2 protein-coding genes are annotated in these 1849 nt (G+C 65.7%); both read right to left on the bottom strand.

Annotated elements, in window-relative coordinates; all coding sequences use genetic code 11:
- Window positions 1-1107: AAA family ATPase (locus AC062T_RS11770; RefSeq protein WP_476030247.1), on the bottom strand; the 1107-nt coding region annotated here is incomplete at its 3' end.
- Window positions 1108-1266: 159 nt separating this feature from the next.
- Window positions 1267-1849: YoaK family protein (locus AC062T_RS11765; protein WP_476030245.1), on the bottom strand; the 583-nt coding region annotated here is incomplete at its 5' end.

The following is a 1849-nucleotide window of genomic DNA, read 5'->3' as shown; positions in this document are numbered from 1 at the left end:
CCGAGCGGTCAAGGTCTCGACATCGATCGTGAGGATGCCGGAACGTTCAGCCGGGGCAAGATCATCGATCGTGAGATTCTCGCTCGGCAGTACGCGAAGGTCGCTCTTGTCATCGATCGCCAACAGCAAGAGTGCGCGCTGCGTGCGCTGAGGAAGCGATGGAAGGTCCTCATCGGCTTCTATCCTCAGCTCTTGCTGGGGAAAGCGAGGGCCCGGGTCCGCACGTAGGCCCAGGCGGACGCGGGCGCGTGCGAGCAGGTGCACGACTGCGGACGGGTTTCCCTCCGCCTGCACCAGTATCGCGGAGGTCTCGTGGGACGGGAGCCTGGGCTCCAGAGCGTGAAGCATCGACCGTGCGTCCTCGACGCCTAAGCGACCCAGGACCAGGTGCCGATCTGCCGCCAAGGAAGGCCGGGATCGACTTGACGCCAGAATCCCCACTCCACGTCCCCGGAGTCTTCGTGACAAGAACGACATCACCGAGGCCGTTGGCGGATCGATTCGGTCGATGTCGTCGACGATCAGAAGCTGTGGAGCGCCGCCCCCCGACAGGTGCAGCAGCGCGGTGACGGCGTTGTAGAGAGCGAGGGGATCGGGGGACGGGCCGGCCTCGAATCCCAGCGCCCGACGGAGCGCGGTCTGATGCCCGGTCTCCACTTCCCGCAGCCGATGGGCGACCGGCTGAAGCAGTTGATGCAGAGTGGCGTAAGGGATACTCGTCTCGCTGCTGGTCGCTGCCACCCGGAGCACGCTCACTTCCCTGTCCGCAGCGATGCCGGCCGCGGCGGACAGGAGGGCGCTCTTCCCGCTCCCCGCCTCGCCCGTCAACAACATCGACGAGGCGGTACGGGTCAGTCCATCCAGGAAGCCTTCAAGCACACGGAGTTCGGACCCCCGACCGAAGAGGACTGTCTTGGTCGCAGTACGAGACTCCGAGGCTGACGGGTCCCAGACCGCATCACCGTGCTCTTTGCGTATGGTGCGTCCGAGTTCGCCGCTGGCATGCTGGTGAGCCGGTGTGGAATTGGCCGCATGTGCCCTGACCGCCAGGTTCTCATGTGGACCCAATACCGGTGGTGGTGTGGTGACCGACCGTCCCGTGAGCACGGCGATGTCCTTTCGTGTGGGATGCCATCAGGGTCAGTCTCCACGAAGCGGCAAGGTCGACCATCCGTGAGATCCCCAGTCCAGGACCGCAATCGGGGCGGTCGGGGCCGGGAAGCTGAGCAAACGCGCCAAGGTCACGCCGCACACCGAGACCGTTTCTCAAGGACCCGGCACGCCCTCAGCGGGATCGATGTTGCTCTTTCGGGGCGAGGCCAGTGCAGCCAGAAGCCCGGTGAGGAGGGCCGCTACGAGCAACGATGAGGAATCCCACCATTGGTTGAGCAGGAAACCCACCGCCCCGCCCCCGGCGAACCCGACCAGCACAGCGAGGTATGCCATGGCGGGGAGGAGGTGACGTTCGCCGTCGTCGTGCACGCGCCGCATGATCCCCCTGCCGAAGTCGCTGAAGACGGCCTGCAACACGAAGGTGACCGCCACGTTGCCGTACAACATGCCTCGCTCTCGATGGAAAGCGTTGCCCTGCGCGCCGGCGACGAAACTGATCGCGACAGCGACCCACATGCCGTCCACGACGGCGAATGCCGCCAGTGCCGTCAGAGTGACGAGGATGACGGATTCCCCCGCAAGGATCCGCCGCGAATAGTTCCGGTGGGCACGATCGGCGAAGGCGACGACTATGGCGCAGCAGAACGCACCCGCTGCGAAGCCGAGGAGCGCGAGCCCCACCCGCAGAACTGCGGGGGCGTCGCCTGAGACGCCATAGAAGCCGAGCGAAACGAGA

It is taken from the genome of Homoserinimonas sp., from assembly GCF_056262345.1.
This window is presented reverse-complemented; position numbering and strand designations above follow the sequence as displayed.